Origin of the sequence: Chryseobacterium carnipullorum (assembly GCF_003815695.1) — a bacterium.
In the GTDB taxonomy this organism is placed as follows: Bacteria; Bacteroidota; Bacteroidia; order Flavobacteriales; family Weeksellaceae; genus Chryseobacterium; species Chryseobacterium carnipullorum.
The window spans coordinates 3,408,311-3,428,391 of sequence record NZ_CP033920.1 but is presented as its reverse complement, the minus strand read 5'-3'; the positions used below and the strand labels follow the sequence as shown (position 1 = coordinate 3,428,391).

Below are 20,081 nucleotides of genomic sequence, written 5' to 3'. Positions count from 1 at the left end.
ATTAAAAGGTGATCTGAAAACCTAGTGAATAAGTCTTTAACGGTGGTAGGTATCCAGTTAAAGCAAACTCAGGGTCTAATCCAAAATACTTGGTGATCGTCAAAAGATTCTGCCCCTGCACATAGATCATTGCCTCTTTTATCCCAAACTCACGTACAGGAATGCTGTAATTGAGCTGTATATTTTTCAGTCTGATAAAAGAAGTGTCACCGATGGCAGCAGTTGAATTCTGAAAGAATGAATGTGCCGAAGTCTTTGCAGCAACACTTCCCGAACTATATGGCATATAAGTTCCCGAAGGATTCGAAGCAGACCACACATCCAAAACCTCCACAGGCTGGTTGTTCATCGAACCCGGAATAACCATCTGCCTGTTATAGTTCCAGTTTCTCTGCTTTACAAAATACCAGAGGAAAGATGCTGACCAGGGACCATAGCTCAAGTTATTCGACCATCCCCCAAAGAACTGCATACCGATCCTTTCAATAACCTTATTGTCATCCGGTGACGATATCTTTCCGTCATTGTTAAAATCAGTGAACTGATACACGCCCGTAGCCGGATTGATGCCTTCAAACTGATAAACCTTGACAAGATTTGTCGGATATCCGATCACATACTGATTCGCATATGTGGAGCCTTCAAGATTTGGGAATTCCAGAAGTTTGCTGTTGGGAATAGAAATATTAAAAGACGTATCATACCGCAGCTTCGAATTTCTGAGCACCTGCACAGAGGTTTCAATTTCCCATCCTCTATTCTGTACTTTTGCAGGAAGATTGGACTGTATGCTCGGAAAGCCTGTCGTTGCCGGCAGAGGGATTCCCACCAACTGATTCGATGAGGTATTTTCATAGTAAGCAGCCGACAGATTCCAGCGGTTCTTAAACAATGAAAATTCCGCAGCCACTTCTTTCTTCAAAGTCTTCTCCCAGCTAAAGTTCGGGTTGTACAATCTCGAAGGATTAAGCCCTGTGATGTTATTATAAATATTGGTTGAGACGGTGTAAGTGTCCAGATACTGGTAATCCCCTATCCTGTCGTTTCCTGAAGTCCCGATGCTTCCCCTGATCTTGGCAAGGCTCAGCCATGACATATTTTTCATCCAGGATTCTTCCGAGATCAGCCACGCCGCACCGACCGCCCCGAAATTCCCGAAACGGTTGTTGGGTCCGAAACGGCTCGAACCATCCCTTCTCCCTGTTACATTGACAATATATCGCTTCAGATATTTATAGTTCAGCCTTGCAAAGACAGCCGTATAGTTATACTGGTTACTGATCTGATCACCGATCACCTTTGTTTTGGCAGCCGCAATATTTCTTATCAGCGCATTGCTTTCAAAGCCATAGCCCTGTAAGGTTCCTGACTTGGTCTCAGACTGCTGCAAAGTTGCTCCAACCAGCATTTCGACACTGTGGTCATTCCACGAATAATCTCCGACAACCTGCGGTTCAAGGATGTACGAAAAACTGGAACTGTTATTTTTGGAAGAATTGGAATTCGCACTGGTCAGCCCGGATGACGGATTGTACATCGTATGTGGTTTCAGTGAATATTCCTCAAAATTATTATACGTCATTCCTCCGTTGAATTTCAGGGAAACAAACGGAAACAGCTTGTAAGCAATCTGTGTTCCTGTATTGATAAAACTTGACGAGTTGAGATACTCACTAACAAAAGATGCGACCGGATTGGTAAATGTGCTGTTCTCCCAGTTCAGAGAACCATCAGCATTATAAAGTGCCGGCGCATTAGGACTCAAAGTCAGACTCCTTTTGGTCAGGTCATCATTCACCACATTGTTATCCTGAAATGAGACGGTATTGGTCAGATTGACCTCCAGTTTTCTGTCAGGACTCCTATAACTAAAATTCCCAGTAAGATTATTGGTCTTGTACTGAAATCCTGCCGGATAAACAGTAGACTGCTCCTGATGTCCGTAACTGATGAGGTAAGAGGTATTGTCAGAACCACCGCTTAATGATAGCTGAACCACCGATGCATCAGCATTATTCCCGATCAGTTCTTTCTGCCAGTCAGTCTCACGTTCCTGACTCCAGGTATTCAGGTCATAGGCGATTGCAGGAATAGCAATCCCGTCATTCTGAAAAGCCTGTCTCCGCATCCCGAGGTACTCCGATGTATTCATCATCTTTAGACGATTGGCCACTGTACTTATGGAATAGGAAGTATTGAGCTTAAGTTCAGACCTTCCCTTTCTTCCTTTTTTCGTGGTCACAATAATGACCCCATTGGCTCCACGGCTCCCATAGATCGCAGTCGCATCTGCATCTTTCAATACCTCGAAACTTTCGATGTCATTAGGATTGATCGTATTCAAAGGACTGATCGATGAGTATGGTAGTATGGCCGCACTATAAACAGAAGGCGATTCAGAAAGGATCGGTATGCCGTCAATAATATACAAAGGCTCATTCCCTTCACGACGGATGCTGTTCTTCCCCCTGATCTGAATATCAAACCCACCTCCCGGTGTTCCAGAGTTCTGAGTAATCGAAACCCCACTCATCCTACCCTGCGCTGAAGCAAGGACATTGGTGACAGGCTGGTTCTCAATATCTTTAGCAGAGACCTTAGCAATACTCCCCGTTCTCTCCTTATCCCGAACCTTATAATATCCTGCATTAAGAACGACCTCCTCTATTGATTTCTCTTTCTCATTCTCTTTACCTAATGATACATCAAAAGATACCCTATCTCCTAAAGAAACTTTTCGGTCAGGATAATCAGGATGCTTAAAGACAAGAACAGGATTCTCACCTGATACCTGAACCCTATAAATACCTGAACTATTAGTAGTAGCAACCGAATCACTACCCTCCTGAAATATACTTACCCCCGAAATCGGTTTATTATTATTTGTAACAGTGCCTGTGATTACACGCATCTGCCCTATTGCTACGCCGGAGGCGAGCAAGGTGAAGCCAAAAGCCAATTGGATATGACTCAGGCTGCAAAAGTTTTTTTTCATACTTTTGAAAAGATTTAATTCGTTAAATTTTAGGCTCTCTTCTGCACTGCGTAAATTCCACAATACTTATAGTGCTAAGAGGGCTTTCTTGTTTCTATGGTTAGTTATTCTATATTATACTCTCTGTTTCTTAAAAATTCAGTTTTTTGTTTAGCATAGACATAGTTTATTTCGATGATGCTCGGTAGGAAGCCTCAGTAATAACATAGCAAAAACCTCCTGCCCCAGCATATCTTAAAAAATTAATATGAATGAAATTTGTGTCCCGTGTAAGCTTAAAAGCCGCAATGAGTTGTACACCCCATTGTATAGTGCAGTCTGATACTGTATTTTGAGGAAGCGGCTTAGGGTGTAGAGAGAATATCGGACAACATTGGAATAAAACGGCGTGGAACTCTACTTAACGGATTGGGGCACTGGTATACCTGACAACGATAAGAGAGCCCACGCCTAGGTCGTGAGCATCTAGCTTATCATCTCGTTGTCTAAAAATTACCAGTTTTCAATCCGAGAATCTAAGCGAATGCTTCTAATATTTCTTTGAAGTATCGCAAAATTACTTTAATAAGTAATTTGTTCCAAATATAATAAAAATTCTTTTCATTACCGAATTCGGTAATGAAAAATATTATAATAAATGTGAAATTGCAGTAAACAGTGCAATTATGAGTGAATTTAAAACTGATGAAATTAAAAAATTAGTTGCTGAAAAAATTAAAGAAATGAAAGGAGATGCACCTTATTCTAAAATTGCGGAAAAGTGTAATATTACTGCTGCAAGAATTAGCGATGTATCAAATAATAAGATAGATTGTCAATTAAGCACCTTCATTGAAATAGCAACTGGTTTGCGTATTCATCCTAAAGAGTTATTGGATATAGTATTCGATTTTAAAGAATATTATTCAGATTTAGATAAATAAATCCTGACGAGAGTAGACTTCACCCAAAAGTTTAGACAAAAAAAATATTTACAGAAATGATAAGACTGTAAATTTACTAATTCTCATTAAGATAACTATTCATTCCAAAAAATAGAAAGTAATCACATGGAACAGAATATTCGTTAATGTTATACTGATTCGCAGAAGCATAACAAACTTGAACATTATCATTATTTAAAGCTACAAAGGCTACTGCTATTGTTGAAATTTTATTATTTAGTGGAGATAAAACAATATTATAATGATCTCCATATTTTTTTATAAGATTTTCTATGGTTTCCATAGTCTTTTCAATTTCAACACAAGAAAACTCGAATTCTTCAATTATTTTAGAAGAATGCTTGCTCTTAATCTCTTCAAATTTCGCAAGTCCTGTTTCGCATAATTCTTTATTAATCGATTCTGAATAAGATGGTTTACCAAGTAATATGGCATTAGGTTCAAATGATTTAATTATTTCTTCTGTTCGTTCATTTTCAAAACCGTTCAGAACTACTAACATTAATTTTCTACTTGGTAGCATCATTCCTGAAAATCCGAAAATTGAACGAATATAACGGACACCCTTCGTAAGCCAATCACACGGGTAACTTTCAGCTGGAGTATATACTAGATTAATATGTGCCTTATTTAAATAACATGTGTGATTTAATGCCTTAAAAAGAATTAGCAACACCTCTCTAGTAAAAGTAGTTACATCTACAATAATTTCAAACTTTTCTTTTGTCAGATTTTGAGCGTAAAAATTGTCCAACCTTTTCAATATTATATCATATGTTTCAATGGGATTATTTTTTGGATGCTGGATAGTCTCTAAGTTTGTGATTCTACTTTTCAGTTCAATGAGATTTTCGTAGGAAACAGTATAATTTTCATCAATATGAAAAATTATAGCATTTTTGACTTTTTCCTTATCAACAGCTAATGCAAAAGATTTGGATCGGCTTTCAAACCCAGATGAGCATATAAATAAATCAATATTCTTTATATGCGAATTTATTTCAGTGGCAGCTATTCTCATAAATTAATCTTCTATGTTATCAAATAATGATTGTTGTACACCTCCATTCGAGGAAAAACTTTTGGTAGCGTTAGTAATAAATGACTGTGGATTAGTTAATGACGTTTTTAAAAGATCACTATTCATAAATTTATAACCTTTAAAACCTGTTGGATCAAGTTTAAAATATGGAGCTAAAGTCCTGCTTAAAATAAATAATTTACTTCTTCCTGTACCTTGTTTATTTCCTATAGTACTTTGGTGCAAGTAACCATAATGAATAGCAAGTTCAAGTATTTCCTTTAATTCTTCATCTGGTAAGTCATTTAGTGCAACTGAGAAAACAACTCTTTCTGTTCTATCGCTAACAAATATTTTGCGAAACATTCCACCTAAACCAGTAATTAAATTATATAGTTTATCCGCTTTACTCAATCTTTCCGAGCTACTTTTCTCACCATGCTGTTCTATGACTTTTTTAAATTCATCTTCCAAAAATTTCTGCGAAAACTCATTTATAATATCATTTTGAATATTATCAGGAATATATAAAATATCAGATGCTTCTTTGTTATTTCGAGACAAACTTTCAGAAAACATTGTAGATGCTGGTTCTAAAAAATATCTAATTATACCTGAAGATATATTTACCAAATTATCAAATCCTGCATAGCTAAATGTACCACCAGATCTCCCAGCAACCAAACCCTTTACATACTCTGAGGTAGCATAGCGCCTCGCTGCATCAGGTCCAGCATATTTTTTATCTTCCTTAGTAAACTGCTCTTTGATCTGATCATATTTTTTTGAAATTGAGTCTTCCTGCTTCAAATCAGGCGGAAAAAAATCTTTGGGTAAAACATCTTTACCTAGATATTTTTTTATTCTTTTTGTAACTATACTTTCAATCCTTTGATAATAATTTCTACCAGATGAAGTATAAACAGTAGCAATATTTATCTGTGAATAATCATGAGGATAATCAATTGTTTTTTCATTAATAGTATTATAACTTTTATAATCTAATTGCGTAGATATTTTTAAGCTCACAAATTTTGAAGTTCTATATGACACCCAAGTGTTGAGAATTTTAGTTTGTGTGAAATTTAAATATCCTGCATCATCTATTAGTAAAAACAAGGGTTTACTTTTAGGCATGAAAGGAAGTTCCTTTAATTTTAATAATATTGGATACAAAAAATCTAAATAATTACATAACGCACCCTTATATTCATCATATTTGTCTGGAGCAAACGCAATTTTTCTACAGTATCCTTTACATTCTAACAGCATTTTTTCAAGAATTTTAATAATTGATTCAAAATACTTTGTTCCTGTGGCGAAATCTACTTTATATTTGCTTATATCCTCTCCAGAAATATCTACATACCATAAAAAAACATCATCATAAAATTCTTTTATTTCAATCGTAGATTTATCTAAGTCAACATGAAAATCCAGTAAATGCTTGAAGCATTTAATAGCAACATAGGTTGTCAATAAATGTTCATTAAAGAAAGTATTGGAATTACTCTTAAGCCTCTCCAACTCTGGATAATTTATATCTGTTAATTTTACAGGAACATATAAACTAAAATAATCAAGTTTGTCTATGGTGCAATTTTTATCAATGATCTGACAATCAGGCATCATATATCTAAACATCATGCTTTTACCTGAACCTCTAGGTCCATTCAGAAATGTGTGTCCAATTTCTTTTACTTGATAAAAATCTGTAAAAACATCAACAAACAACTCATGTACTTCTGTTGCGGTAACATCTTCAGGAGTCTTAACTTCAAATGGATTCATGATTTAAATTGTTTTCAATAAAGTTTTTAATATATTCTCCATCAATATTTGACTGATCATCTTTTAAAGATTCACATAGATCATAAATATTCTTATTTGAAACATAGGGATAACCTGTCTCTTTTAATTCATATGAAATATTTTTAAGTTCGTCATCATCATCACTTTTTAAGATGTGAATACTTACTTTAACACAATTAATTCTCGCTTTTTCTGGTAAAAATCTACTACAATACAATGATTCCGTAAATGTCTTGAAAGTCCGATCATATATTTCATCTATCAGATATTTATCATCTTTGTCTTTGATTGAATACTTTTTCAATAAAACTTCATCATGAATGTAAAAATCTAATTTCAATTCTCCTCCTGAAAGTACAATGCTCTCAAGTGATGCAGAATAAAGGTGAAATATTATACTAGTTTCTTTAATTTTTCCAATATCTAATAAAAAATTTGATGCTCGAGTCTTATCCTCTGCTAATTCATCAGCTAATCTAAGGATAGATGCTAATAATTGAGGTCGTATTTTCTGATGTGATAAATTTTCTTCTATTGGAAGTTTACCAATTGGATCTTTTTTTCCGCCATGAGCTTTTGCAATATCTCCAATATGTTTCCTTTCAGCAGCTGAAAGAACCTTTCCAGAATCAAATTTTGCCAATAACTCTTTACCCTTTGCGGCATGCTCTTCTCTAGAAGCTATCAAATGTCCGGCATCATGCAATTGAATTGCCATAAGAAGGATAAATAATTCAAATGGTGAAATATAGTACCCATCACTATTTTTATCAAATGTGATTTCTAACGCATTTAAAAGCCACGTAGCTCGAAGAATCACCATCTTTATATGATCTACTCCATGATCATTATAATAGCCATCCTCTTCTATTTCAAGGATTTTAGTTTTAATTTCTGGATGAACTTGAGTATCAAATTTTAACTTTAAATCTTCATATGTGTTTATATAATTTTTTCCAATAGGGAAATCATCTTCATTTCCCCTTAAAGCTAAAAAAGCACTCTCTATATTCTTAATTATTTCGGTCACTACTTGATATATATTCGTTGTTAGTTTTAATAATTTGAAGGACAATGGCATTTGCCAACAAAGGTGGAACGGCATTTCCAATTTGTTGTTGCTTATTCATTAAGCTACCTTTAAAAATAAAGTTGTCAGGAAAGCTTTGTAGTCTAGCAGCTTCTCTGACAGAGAGTCCTCTGTCCTGAAAAGGATGAATTAACATGTTTTTCCTGTAGTTCGCTATTACTACCGAAGGGCTATCTGCCCTTAATCTCCTATAAATACCACTATGACAATTATTTAAATCTTTGTAATTAGCCATTAATTTTTTTGGAATTGCTTGCCAATTTTCACCTTGCTGTATATGCTTATATCTTTCAATAACATATTCTTTATTAGTAGAGACAAGATTTTGGAAAGATTTTTTAGAATTTTTCCTCATAAGCTCAGCATATTTGCTAGGTTTCTTTCTATAAGGTAATTCATCAATTTTACTACCGTTTTCCAATTCAGGTAGATCAGCAATGGCTTCAGCTACAGAAACTTTATTTTCAGTTTGCAAAGGAAATTCAAAGTTTACTCCCAATCTGTTACCAACCATAAAAAATCTATTTCTATTTTGCGGCACTCCATATTCAGATGCCGTCAAAACCTTTTCTTTAGTAACATAACCTAATTCGAGCATTGCCTCTCGTAATATCCTTAACACCTCACCTTTCTTGAACAAAGTAATCCCTTCGACATTCTCAAATATAAACCATTTTGGATTTAATTCTTTCACAGCTCTTATGAACTGATAGAATAATGAATTGTTAGAATTTTGCTCATTACGTGTTTTAGTATTGGAAACAGAAAAGCCTTGACAGGGTGGTCCACCCATCAAAATAAAATAGTCGTCTATAAAATTTTCAAAATTAATTTCTTTAATATCGCAACATATGGTTTCAGCCTCTGGGTGATTGAATTTAAAAGTTTCAATAGCATCCTTATTGTGATCAATTGCTAAGGAAATCTTTATGCCAGCCATTTGTGCTCCTAGGCTCATCCCTCCTGCCCCACTAAAAATATCAATTCCATTATATCTTTGATTATTGGTCATTAGTTTTAATATCTTTTGTACATAAAAAGCACAAAAATACAAATATAATACTTTCTTCACTAAAAATAAATTAAAAGACTGATATTAAACGTATTGCAAAAATTCGCTTGTATCTCGTATTTGTCGATTTAAATAAACTTTTTAAACGAATAAGAATTAATTAATGTTCTGTGTTTAATCCACTCTCCGAAGTCTCTAGACTTTGAAGTTTTATTTTTCAGGACATTATAAGTATCCTTTTTAACGTAGATTTTGATCACACATTATGAATTGGTATGGGAAAATATTTGCTATTATATTCATCATCAAATTATATTTTCGTTTACTGGAATCCGTAAAAGTAATAGGTGTAAGTTTTATATATTTGATTTTTCTCTCTTATAAATTTATTAAACTAAACCATGATTAAGAAAATTACTATTGAAAATATTAAAGGTATTGCTAATAAAACCTTTGATTTAGATATAACCCCAAACAAGCCAAGTATTGTTGTAGCACCTAATGGATTTGGGAAGAGTTCTTTTGCAACCGCATTTAACTCGATGAATAGACAAAGAATCAAACTTGCAGAAGATGATTTTCATACCAACAGTCCTCTACTAAATCCAAGAATTTCAATAGAATATAAAAATGATGATAATTCGATACTCAATTTGGAAGCAACAGAAAATTCAAATTCTATAAGCTCCGTTCTGGATTGTTTTGTTATAAATAATCAGCTTACGCCAAGAGGAATTGGAAGCCAATACGGTGGCAGGGCAACAGCAGTTCTTGATATTAAAAACATAATTTTAGTTGACAATATACCATCTAGTACTGGATTCCCATATCATTTTAGAGATTATAAACAGAAATTTGGCGTCAATTCTAAAATTTTACCAAATGCCAATATATTATTTCAAAATAAAGTTTTGATTGAAAAAATAAGTGAAAATTATCTTTCATTAGAAAGGGGCAATGGCTCAACTTTTCAATCAAGAATAAATAATATCATAATTCAAATTAATAGTAAAGCACAAACTATCACCATGAGTGATTTGCTAGATTGGATAACAGCTAATTTAATATCCACTTTACAGTCAATACCTCATCTAAGTACAATTGCAAATATCATCCTTAGTTACGATTTAAATCTGGGAACAAATTCAGAAACGAAATCATATCTATTAGCAATACAATGTATATGGTTATTTAATGATAATAAAGAGACATTCAAAAATGCTTGCAATTATTCTAACTATCTTTTGGATAAGTCAAGATTTGACACTACTCTATCACACCTTAACAGTACTTGGAGAGGAATTAGAAGTAATCAGATCAATGGGCAATTAATAGTGAAATTTCCTAAAGCAATAGATATATCAAATGGTCAAAGAGATATTCTGACTTTTGTTTCAATGCTCTTCCGAGCGCAGAGAAGTTTAAAAAAATCCTCTAATATCCTTATTATAGATGAAGTTTTTGATTATCTTGATGATGCAAATTTAATTGCAGCTCAATATTATATCACTCTATTCATAAAAGAGTTTAAGGATTCCGGTAAAAGAATTTACCCTATAATTTTGACACATTTAAATCCCCTTTATTTTAAAAATTATGCATTCAGTAATCAAAAAATATATTTTTTGAATAAGACCTCAGCAGTTGCCAATAGTGGTTTAGTTAATCTCTTACGTAAAAGAAATGATGTTTCGATAAAAGATGATGTATCTAAGTATCTATTACATTATCATCCGACCTCAATTAATAAAAGACCGGAGTTTAGAAGTTTAGGACTTAATGAATTGTGGGGACTAGATCAAAATTTTCATTCTTTTTTAAGTCAAGAAATTTCAAATTATTTAAATGATTTACCATACTGCCCTTTTGCTGTTTGTGGAGCAGTAAGAGTAAAAATTGAAGAAATAGCTTATAATAAAATATTAACTCCTTCTTTCCAACAAGAATTTTTGGAGACGTGGAAAACAAGGGATAAGTTAAATTATGTATTTTCAAAAGGCTCTCTTTCGCCAGAAACACACTATTTGTTAGGCATAATATACAACGAAGGCATGCACTGGAAAGATAATATTGATAATGTAACCCCTATTACAAATAAATTAGAAAATTTAACAATTAAAAATATGATTAAAGAAGTTTTTCTCTGACCTCAATTTTAATATTTTCAGACCTTATCCAAGAAATAACGTATTCACGAATAGCGTATGTGGCGAAGAAACTAAATTAATATCAAATTTTAGAGAAGGTTCTATCCTAGAACTGGCATTATGTATTCGAAATGAAATCTGCCAGCCTTCATTCAGCGTTACGAGCAATGTCGTTGTAGAGTTGTTTTGATAGACTACTTCAATAAGCCTTGTTGGTAATTTTAATTTGGGAACCTTTGCTTTGGGCTTCACATTACCAAACGGCAAATTTAAAGTGCCTTGCAAATTATACGCCTGAATCTCTACCTTTCCCTTACCTTTTATAACTTTATAGAAATCCTGATTCCCGATCAAATATTGAACTAATCTCTGTGCAACAATTCCCGGATTATCACGGTCTAAAGCAATCAGTTCATCTCTAAAAGCATCTAGGACAGGCAGGTAGACTGATGAATGATAATCTCCAAGGCTTGCCCATGTTTTAGTTGCTTTACTCTCTCTCCGTAACTGTCCAAGCTCATCAAATATAGGCTTGATCACTGTAAAATAATTTTCAGAACAAGGCGTTTGTAACCATTTTTCACCAAAATCGATATCATTAGACAGTCGCGAATGCTTTACCGCCCGGTGATTATTTTTAGCAGAAATCCCGATCTCCCATTTTTGCAACGACCTGATGGCTAAAACATCACGAACATCACCCGACTGCCCTGCTTTATCAGCAACAATTTCAAGTTCCAAAATATCTTCCTCGTTGATACCATTAGAAAGGCGAGGCTCAAGATCTAATAAAAAGTTGACTGAGAAACTTGCATTTAACCTGTATTGGCTTCTCTCTTTTTCACCGAAACTTTCAAAACAACTTATAGCTGTTTTATAAGAAGCATTATCAACGATGGAAACTTTAGTAAGTAACTTCAATTTTTCGTAAAATTCCAGTAAAAGCGCATATTCGAATGCTTTTCCATTGATGGTCTGAGTTGCGATTTTTGCCATTATGCGGTTACTTTATTTACTATTTCCTGTAATTTTTCGATTACATTATTTCCATTAACTTTTGATATCTTATTTAAACCTTCCTTCATTTTTAAGCTACTCAGGTCGTTATAAATTTTTTCTGCCAATATCTTACCCATCTTCACAGGAACCGCATTTCCAATCATTTTATACCCAGCAACAACACTTTTGTATTCAAAACTGAAATTATCCGGGAATGTTTGGATGCGTGCACACTCACGAACACTGAGCCTACGATATAATTTCTCTTTACCTTTTTTAAATTCACGTACATCTTGTGCAACTAAAGTCATTTTAGGTGCCTGAGGATGAAGCGGAGCATGTCTCCCACCAGCCTGAATCGTGAATGAAACTTCATCCCATGATCTAACCCTATTCCTGGACATATAAATAGAAGAAAAACCACCAATCATATATTCATGATTAAGGACTTTACATTTCGTCCCATTGGTGAAATTCCCTTCTTTAGCAGGCAATACAGTATTTTTCAAATCACCAATCGCCTTATCTAAAGTAATTTTATCTTCGATGGTAGTTCCCTTAGGGAACTCAAATTTGCGTTTTAAATCTTTGCGATAACCAATAAAGAAAACTCTTTTCCTGTCCTGAGGCACACCATAATCTGATACGTTCAAAAGTTGGAAAGATAAGTCATACCCTATTTCTGTAAACATCTGCTTAATATTTTCCAGAGCTTCTTTATGTGCAGGTAATAACATGCCTGACACATTTTCCGCTAAAAAAAACTTAGGCTTTTTATCAGCTAAAATTCGCATAAATTCATAAAAAAGTTGACCTCTTTTATCGGCAATACCTTTTTTTGAACCTGCCTCTGACCAACTTTGACAAGGTGGTCCTCCAATAATTCCGTCACAATCAGGAACTTCTTCCGATGGTATATTGACAATACTTCTTTTATCTAAAATTGTGTGAGTATGGTTCTTCTCGTAAGTTGCCCAAATATCCTTATCGTATTCATTCGCCCAAACCACATCAAAACCAGCTTGCTCAAAACCTAAATCCAAACCTCCTGCACCTGCAAAAAAAGACACTACTTTCATAAATATACCCCCTAAATTTGTTTACAAAATTACCTATTAAAAAACAATTGGCCAAATTTAATATTCCAGAAAACTCATCAAAATATTTCGTGATAAGATACTTTAGCCAAGATTATATAACAAAGGTATTTTTATAATGCGACAAAACTTGACGTATTATCTTTTTTATAGGTTTAATTCCTTATTATCTATTTCTAACAATTTTTCAATAATGTCGTTTTTAAATTTGCTAAATGGTCTTTTATGATAATTATTAGGATTTTTTTCTACACCAAAAAGCAATCTATAGTGTACTTCATCAGAGGGTTCAACTATTTTAAGTTTATCCAATAGAAATGTAATGTAATTTTCAGTATATTTTTTTTTTAGATCATACAGGTCTTTTAGCTCTAAGTAAGCATGCGCTTGATAATTTTGCTGTGTTAAATTAAAATCTAAAGTTTTAGATATTTTTTTTCCTATCATATCACGGAATAGAACGGTAAATTCTTTTGTGGATTCTTTGTAAAAAAAATCAAACTTAAAACTTTCGTTAGGTTCTGGAAAATATGGATGTAGCATTTCTATCAAAGACCTCTTCTGCCACCAAATTTCTTTTTTTTTCGATTGACCTTTAATATGATTGCAAGTACTACATGAAGGAATTAGATTATAAAAGGAAAGTGACAAGAGCGGAAAAAGTGTTTTTGGAAACCAATGATCCATCTGTGCAGAAGCATGATTTATAGAAACATTTAATGTATAATTCCGATTACAGTATGTACAAGTTGATCTGTTAAGATTATTTAAAAACTCTTTTCCATGATTTTTTTGAAAAAAAATAGTATATCCAGCTACTTTAAATAAATTTTCAATGAAAGGTTTATCCACGATAAATGAATTATCTCTTTTATATCGCACATTAATTTTTAATAAATCTTCCGGTTCACTGCTAAGCAAATCATCAATAATCTTTTCTGTGAAAAATGATTTTGTTTCTAGTGAAAATGTATGCTCATAAGATTTTGTAAGCTTACTTTCACAATCACTATCCCCACAGAATTTACAAATTTTATTAATTTTTAATTTACCATGAATTTTTATTTTTAGCCAGCAAGACAAAACCTTTCTATGATACTGTAAAGCTCCCGTATAATTATCAATATAAAGCATATCCAATCCTATTTCAAATTAATTGGCAAAAATAATTTCAACCATTTCCATTATTTTATTTCTCACCAAAGGTTCTCCTACCAATTCTGCCACCTCTAATATTTGATCTTTAGAGTAAGAAATTTCTTTTTCAAGCTTATTATTAATCGAAGAAATCTCCTCTTTCATATGATTTACTAAAGACTTCGAATAAATATCACTAACAATATTTTTTTCCAATTCCAAAATTTGGTTTTTTAGAAATAAAAATCTGATGATTTCATCAATCTTTGAGCTGGCAAATGTACCAACTGTATTTCCCTCTAAAAAAAATTCATCAGCTAGAAGATCATGAATATTAGCTCCAAATGAGTTAACATTATCACTATCTTCAATAGGCAGACCCTCGCTGAGTTTTAAAATATTTTGACTTGGGATATCTGAAAGTATAAAGGGTGAATGTGTTGAAAAAATTAAATTAAATGAAAAATTTTTAAAATCATTTACAGTTAATTTTTGAAGTAGGTTAGCTATAAATTTCCTCTGATATTCGGGATGAAAATACAATTCAACTTCATCGAATATTATATTAATGTCTTCATATTTTCTTTTCCTATCTTTTTTGACAGATTTAATGTTGTAAAGATGATAAGTAATATTAAGTATAGAATGTATCATTTGCTGCTCACCGGAGCTTAGTCGATTAAAAGGATAATTTTTCCCATTTTTATTCATCAGTATTTCTGGTTCAAAGAAAGATATAGGAATATTAAAGATATCTGTGTTCAAAAATTTTTGATTAATATCGACTTCATATAAATCAGAGATAGCCTGGTTATTTTCATCAAATAACGGTTTAACTTTCAAAGAACTAAAAAGTTGATTATTAAAATAGTTGACAGCTTGTTTAAACTTGAACGCTATGTGAGTATCATCTGCATTTAAATCATTAATATAATCTGAAAATAATCCAATTCTTTTAAAATCAATGATTTCGGATAGATTTTCAAATATCAAATTAATGACATTATCTACGCTTACATTGTGTTCAACAGATTTAGACACTTCTTGAATCTTTTGATTAACATCTTCTTTTAGTAAGCTTAAAATCGAATGATTACTAATGTAAGAATTAAAAAAGTCCATGAGAGGGTGATAAAATCTATCAAACGTAAAGAACTCCTCTGATGCCAAAGTTTTTATAGATTTTCTAAAATCCTTTTTGAATTTTAAAATATCCTTTTTTGAAAAATCATAATTCCATGTAAAATCAAATAAAAAATGATACTTCTGATATTCTTCGTAATTGTACGTCTTCAAACCAACTTAGACATTTTAGTTTAAATCCTTAAGGAGGATTTTCGATTTATAAACTTACTAATTTTTGTTGATTATATATTTGTCTTCTTTTTCGGATGGATTCCGCTTTTGTTTGCTTTCTTTTTTCCAAAATCTGTTCTGATCTTCCGAAGTACACATCTGCTGGAGTGAGGTTATTTATCGACTCGTGATAGCGCTTGTTATTGTAGTTTTCTACAAACTTCCCCAGTGCCTGGATGAGTTCCTCGGGGTGATAAAAATGATTTAGTTTCACTACGTTTTTCATCGTTCTGTGATAACGCTCGATCTTACCTTGGGTCTGCGGATGCATTGGTTTTCCGTGAACTTGCTTCATCTTTAAATTATCTTTAAGATAGGTTTTCAGCTCACTGGAGACGTAGCAGGAACCGTTATCTGAGAGCAGTTTCGGTTTAGCTTTGGTCTTTAATTTCGCTTTTTTAATGGCCGTGTCCACCGTTCGTTTCACATCTTCGGCCTTCATCGAGTCGCACAGCTCCCAGTGAATGATGTAGCGGCTGTAATCGTCCAAAATCGTGCTCAGATAGTACCATCCCCATCCAATGATCTTGAAATAGGTAAAATCTGTCTGCCACATTTGATGCACAAATTTCGTTTTGTCTTTGAACTCATTTGCTGCTGAAAGAAGAAAATGATTCGGTGCCGGGATTAAGTCTCTTTGCTTAAAAATACGGTAAACACTGGATTCTGAAATAAAAACACCTTGTTCATCGGTAATTTTGTAGGCCAGTTCCCTTGCAGATAATTCGGTGTGTTCCAAAGCGATCTCTACCACCAGATCTTTCTGTCTTTCAGGAATGCTGTTCCATTGCCTATGGTTTGTTCTTTTCGTAGTTTCCAACCCATCATAGCCGTATTCGAGGTAGCTCCCGTACCATTTGTAAAAGCTGCTTCTTGCAATTCCAAAACTTTCCAAGGTTCGTTTCACGCCGAGTTCACTTGTGGTTACCGTTTGAATGATCTCGTATTTCTCAGCTGCCGATAATCTCATATATTTTCTGTATTTATCGATTAATCCAGCCTGTCTAAACTTTTTTTTACAATGTCATAGCGAACGACCAGATCAGCTACGATCTCTTTCAAACGTGCGTTTTCCTTCTTCAGATCTGATACTTCATCACTCGTAGCCTCGCGAGCGACATCTCCATTGAGACGCTTCTTTCCTGCTTCCATAAACTCCTTGTTCCAGGCATAAAACTGCGACTGTGCAATATTATGATTCCTGCAAAGTTCGGCTACGGAAGTCTCCGCTCGAAGACCTTCCATCACGATTAAAATCTTTTGCTCTGCAGTGAATATTCTGCGGGTGTTTTGCCGAATATCTTTTACAAATTTTTCGGTGGGTTTCTTTTTTGGTGTTGCCATAATTAAAATTACTCTTTTTATGAAAACACTCCTTAACTTTTTAATATCTAATGTCCACTTTTTGCTGACGATTTACAAGTAAAAATTATTGTACCACTTAACGGGCTTATCTGCTCTTATGTGAGAAGTAAGGGTATTAACATAACGCAGTTCTTCCTCAATAAAAGTTTTACGCTTTTTCTTAGCTTCGATAAAGGAGCTAATCTCAAGATAATTCATTAATGTTTTAAGTTATTAGTTTTTAATTTTGGATAAAATATACCAAAACACGGTTTTTCAAATATATTAAAAAAAAATGTTTCCCAATTACGGAAACACTTATTAAATATTTGTTCTCATTCCAAAACTTACTGATATAAGCATATTTGCTAATTTATTCTATTTCAATAAACAAAATCTCCGCAACCTTTTTTCACAACATAGAAAGCGAAGCCCGCCAATGTTTAAGAAATGGGGTTGCTCCAAACTCTGCAAAAATGCATTTCCGACTACAGGGAGGAATTGCATTTTTGCAGCCAAATTTTTCAAATACAAAACTTAACTGATAAAGTAAAAAATTTTAGAATTTTCTGAAAAATAAAGTGTAATAACCCGGTGTCGGTACTACCTTATATCCTTTAAAAATTAAAATTCCTACTCTTTCAAAAGAATAGGAAATCTTGTTAAAGCGATTTTTTACACTTTTAATCCTGCGTTATCTGTTTGATTATAATTTCAATTGCTTCATCTTTACCAACTATATTACCAAACTCTCTTTGTGAGTCCTCATCTTTGTAAACACCATTTCGGTCATTCCAATCTAACCATTCTATTAAATCCATCCTTGGCCACGAATTTAATTCTTTTTCCAATTCAGCACCTTTCAATTCCATTAATTGATAATAAGGATGTTTAAGCTTTTCTTCGTCATTCAAAAAATTGATCATAATAATTTTGCTTAATTTTAAGTAATAAATAATTTTAAGTTCTATAATTCGTCTGAATTATCTAGAAATCATTCTGAACCGTTTTATAATTTTTAAAATGCATTCTTATTTTTTAAAATGCAAATTTGAATTTTTATAAAGTAAAGATAATTAATTTCTGGAAATTTGCATCTTTATCCTTTCTTCGGATTCTTAAACGAAAATACGATTCTCCCTATCGACTTATCAAAGCATATATAACCCTGATAGGTCTTGCCTTTTCTACTCTCCAGTCCCTTGATATACGCCGTCTCCCCTGCCTTCAACTTATCCATCTGCCATTTGCGAAGCTTAACACCTCTGAAATGTGAAGAAACTTCCCTTTCAGAATGATGTACTTCGTTAAAACCAGAACTTCTCAACTTATTCTCAAACATAAACTGCACCCACTGCCAGTCCGCATTGAACTGCACCGTTGCAGAAAAAAGCTTTCCTTTCTTCGATACCATATTTTCAATAAACAATGCTTTCCCATCACGAAGCATCTGTTTCTGTTCCAAATCCAACTTCACCCCACATATCACATCAGGAATCCTCACAAATTCCATCCTTAAAGAGATCAGCTCATTGGTCAACCTGTCCAAACTTATCAATGAAGGAATTATCTTTCCTGTAACCGTATCAATAAGATCCACCACTCTGCCCATATTCCCCGAATTTAAAAGATTGACCCTATCCTCTTTTGTAAACTTATGCCCGTTAAACTTCTTTCTGAAATCCACTTTCTTACAAACCTGATACACCTTCACAAACAATTCTCCATCATCATCGATCCGCAACTGCAAGCGTGCATCAATCTGACTTACCGCTTCCCCATCATTAACAAGTATCGGGATTAGCATCGGTGTCTTATAGCCTTTCAACAGAGCATCCAACGCACCGATTTCTTCCAACTTTTCCCTGTCAAGAGCTAATTCATACATCGTGTCCCACGGAACATCTTCGATCTGATAGCGGTATTGAGAACTATTATTATTAGTAACTGACACGTTACTAAAACCCTTTTTCAAAACAGAGGGTTCATTTTCAATGGTTTTCTTATTTCTGATGGATTCAATCGCTTCAATAGACACTTGAACCGCTTTCAGATCTTGTCTCTCAACCTCCGATAAACAATCAATGTACTCCTGTAAATCTATTGCTGTATCGTGCGCCTCAAATTCCCTCACTTTGAAAAACGAATAGTTGGAGGGATCTTTCAGCTGATGGTAAAAATCTGAATAGAAGTCCATAAAAGAATCCTCCGCCGAATCAATCCGCATGACCGAATCAATGTTGTTGCGGTTCGGCGGAACGTCTATAAGATTTCCGTTGTGTTCGATGCCCTGTACAATTCCGATGGAATTGCTACTGTGACGGAGTACTAATAAAGTACTGACTTCTGAAACTGCTGTATGATTTCCTATTTTGTTCATGATCTTGATTTTAGATATTATTTGATTCTATTATTTTTTGATTGCTTATTATTTTACTATTCAGATCATACCATCATCCGCAAAAGAATAATGAGAATCAGAAGTCAAGATCACATGATCCAGCAACGACATGCTCAGAATCTTCGCAGCCTCTTTGATCTGTGCAGTCATCTTAATATCACAACTTGAAGGTTTCAAATTTCCCGAAGGATGATTGTGGGAAACAATGATCCCCGAAGCATTGCAAAGAAGTGCCGCCTGCATAATAATTCGAACATCTACCAATGTGGAAGTAATTCCGCATTCAGATATTTTCTTAATTCCCAAAACCTTATTCGCCTGATTCAAGTACAGCGCAAAGAAAGATTCCCTGTAGTCCATTTCATCTGCATCAAAATGTTCCCTGAAAACATTCACCGCATCCGCTGACGATGAAATAGACCTTTCACAATTTCCCTTTCTTGAGTAGCTCAATTTAATTTCGTTGACTATATTGAATTTCATAATTTCCTGCTCCGAGTACGGCGGAGACCTGTTTTTCCCGCACTTACATTTAAAAACCTGTCGATTCTGTAAATTGCAGATTGAAGGAAACTTTGACTTTTCTTATCTTTTACTTTGTCATATGATCTGATAAATTGATTTATACTAACATCTGACGAAATGGTTTATAAAATCTGATCAATCGATTTATGAAAGAATCTGATCAATTGATTTTTACCAACATCTAATGAGATGATTTATACC

At 33.7% G+C, this 20,081-nt stretch carries 15 protein-coding genes; 2 read left to right on the top strand and 13 right to left on the bottom strand.

Annotated elements, in window-relative coordinates; translation table 11 throughout:
• Nucleotide 1 precedes the first annotated feature (1 nt).
• A complete protein-coding gene (locus EG346_RS15355) occupies nucleotides 2-2,995 on the bottom strand; it encodes a SusC/RagA family TonB-linked outer membrane protein (protein WP_123879782.1) in 2,994 nt (997 codons plus the stop codon).
• A gap of 665 nt (nucleotides 2,996-3,660) precedes the next feature.
• Between EG346_RS15355 and EG346_RS15350 the strand changes: the two genes are divergently transcribed.
• On the top strand, nucleotides 3,661-3,918 hold the full coding sequence (locus EG346_RS15350) for a hypothetical protein (RefSeq protein WP_123879780.1): 258 nt from the start codon (nucleotides 3,661-3,663) through the stop codon (nucleotides 3,916-3,918).
• Nucleotides 3,919-3,994: 76 nt separating this feature from the next.
• On the opposite strand, the gene EG346_RS15345 is transcribed toward EG346_RS15350, so the two are convergent.
• The 4 genes from EG346_RS15345 to EG346_RS15330 are packed head-to-tail and all read right to left on the bottom strand — an operon-like array spanning nucleotide 3,995 to nucleotide 8,934.
• A complete protein-coding gene (locus tag EG346_RS15345) occupies nucleotides 3,995-4,960 on the bottom strand; it encodes a hypothetical protein (protein WP_123879778.1) in 966 nt (321 codons plus the stop codon).
• Nucleotides 4,961-4,963: 3 nt separating this feature from the next.
• Nucleotides 4,964-6,751 carry an ORC-CDC6 family AAA ATPase gene (locus EG346_RS15340; protein ID WP_123879776.1) on the bottom strand — a complete coding sequence of 596 codons (1,788 nt, stop codon included), beginning with the start codon at nucleotides 6,749-6,751 and terminating at the stop codon, nucleotides 4,964-4,966.
• Entirely contained in the window at nucleotides 6,738-7,802 is a 1,065-nt protein-coding gene (locus tag EG346_RS15335) for an HD domain-containing protein (protein WP_123879774.1), read from the bottom strand. Before EG346_RS15335 ends, EG346_RS15340 begins: the two co-directional genes overlap by 14 nt.
• Complete coding sequence (locus tag EG346_RS15330; protein ID WP_228429339.1) at nucleotides 7,786-8,934, bottom strand: DNA cytosine methyltransferase; 1,149 nt, start codon at nucleotides 8,932-8,934, stop codon at nucleotides 7,786-7,788. The genes EG346_RS15335 and EG346_RS15330 overlap by 17 nt, the downstream gene beginning before the upstream one ends.
• Before the next feature lie 341 nt (nucleotides 8,935-9,275).
• On the opposite strand from EG346_RS15330, the gene EG346_RS15325 reads away from it, so the two are divergent.
• Nucleotides 9,276-11,021 (top strand): ATP-binding cassette domain-containing protein, encoded by a 1,746-nt coding sequence (locus tag EG346_RS15325; protein WP_123879772.1) that lies wholly within the window; start codon nucleotides 9,276-9,278, stop codon nucleotides 11,019-11,021.
• A 24-nt stretch (nucleotides 11,022-11,045) separates the two neighbouring features.
• On the opposite strand, the gene EG346_RS15320 is transcribed toward EG346_RS15325, so the two are convergent.
• The 8 genes from EG346_RS15320 to EG346_RS15285 all read right to left on the bottom strand — a co-directional run bounded on the left by EG346_RS15320 (nucleotide 11,046) and on the right by EG346_RS15285 (nucleotide 19,838).
• Nucleotides 11,046-12,017, bottom strand: a complete 972-nt coding sequence (locus EG346_RS15320; RefSeq protein ID WP_123879770.1) for a HaeIII family restriction endonuclease — start codon at nucleotides 12,015-12,017, stop codon at nucleotides 11,046-11,048.
• Nucleotides 12,017-13,099: a DNA cytosine methyltransferase gene (locus EG346_RS15315; RefSeq protein WP_123879768.1), complete on the bottom strand. Its 1,083-nt coding sequence runs from the start codon at nucleotides 13,097-13,099 to the stop codon at nucleotides 12,017-12,019. The genes EG346_RS15320 and EG346_RS15315 overlap by 1 nt, the downstream gene beginning before the upstream one ends.
• A 165-nt stretch (nucleotides 13,100-13,264) precedes the next feature.
• Entirely contained in the window at nucleotides 13,265-14,251 is a 987-nt protein-coding gene (locus EG346_RS15310; protein WP_123879766.1) for a hypothetical protein, read from the bottom strand.
• An 18-nt stretch (nucleotides 14,252-14,269) separates the two neighbouring features.
• Nucleotides 14,270-15,550: an ATP-binding cassette domain-containing protein gene (locus EG346_RS15305; protein ID WP_123879764.1), complete on the bottom strand. Its 1,281-nt coding sequence runs from the start codon at nucleotides 15,548-15,550 to the stop codon at nucleotides 14,270-14,272.
• 46 nt (nucleotides 15,551-15,596) lie between these two features.
• A protein-coding gene (locus tag EG346_RS15300) for an IS3 family transposase (RefSeq protein ID WP_394343266.1) occupies nucleotides 15,597-16,954 on the bottom strand; the annotation gives its coding sequence in 2 pieces (ribosomal slippage) (nucleotides 15,597-16,616 and nucleotides 16,619-16,954; 1,356 coding nt in all).
• A 683-nt stretch (nucleotides 16,955-17,637) separates the two neighbouring features.
• The gene (locus EG346_RS15295) at nucleotides 17,638-17,880 is read right to left on the bottom strand and encodes a hypothetical protein (protein ID WP_123879762.1); all 243 of its coding nucleotides are present in this window, start codon (nucleotides 17,878-17,880) and stop codon (nucleotides 17,638-17,640) included.
• 173 nt (nucleotides 17,881-18,053) lie between these two features.
• Entirely contained in the window at nucleotides 18,054-19,334 is a 1,281-nt protein-coding gene (locus EG346_RS15290; protein WP_123879760.1) for a DUF3945 domain-containing protein, read from the bottom strand.
• A gap of 60 nt (nucleotides 19,335-19,394) precedes the next feature.
• Nucleotides 19,395-19,838: a JAB domain-containing protein gene (locus EG346_RS15285; protein WP_123879758.1), complete on the bottom strand. Its 444-nt coding sequence runs from the start codon at nucleotides 19,836-19,838 to the stop codon at nucleotides 19,395-19,397.
• Nucleotides 19,839-20,081: the final 243 nt, after the last annotated feature.